The organism is Anoxybacillus sp. LAT27 (assembly GCF_022030075.1).
In the GTDB taxonomy this organism is placed as follows: domain Bacteria; phylum Bacillota; class Bacilli; order Bacillales; family Anoxybacillaceae; genus Anoxybacillus; species Anoxybacillus kestanbolensis.
Genome location: NZ_JAIWYK010000241.1, coordinates 1 through 249, shown reverse-complemented (window position 1 = coordinate 249; position 249 = coordinate 1). Strand labels below are relative to the sequence as shown.

1 protein-coding gene is annotated in these 249 nt (G+C 57.4%); it reads left to right on the top strand.

The window, feature by feature from the left end; genetic code table 11:
- On the top strand, positions 1-249 hold a 249-nt coding region (locus LD028_RS09285; protein ID WP_237811647.1), incomplete at both ends, for an AMP-binding protein.

The following is a 249-nucleotide window of genomic DNA, read 5'->3' as shown; positions in this document are numbered from 1 at the left end:
ATCGCCAAAGCATTGCGAGCGATGGGAGTGAAGCGCGGCGATCGCGTCGTCGCCTATATGCCGAACATTCCGGAAACAGTGATGGCATTTTTGGCCTGCGCCTCGATCGGCGCCATTTGGTCAAGCTGCTCGCCGGATTTTGGCGCCGGCAGCGTCATCGACCGGTTCGCACAAATCGAGCCGACCGTGTTGTTTGCGGTTGACGGCTGCCAATACAACGGCAAAGAGTTTGACAAAATGCCGGTCGTA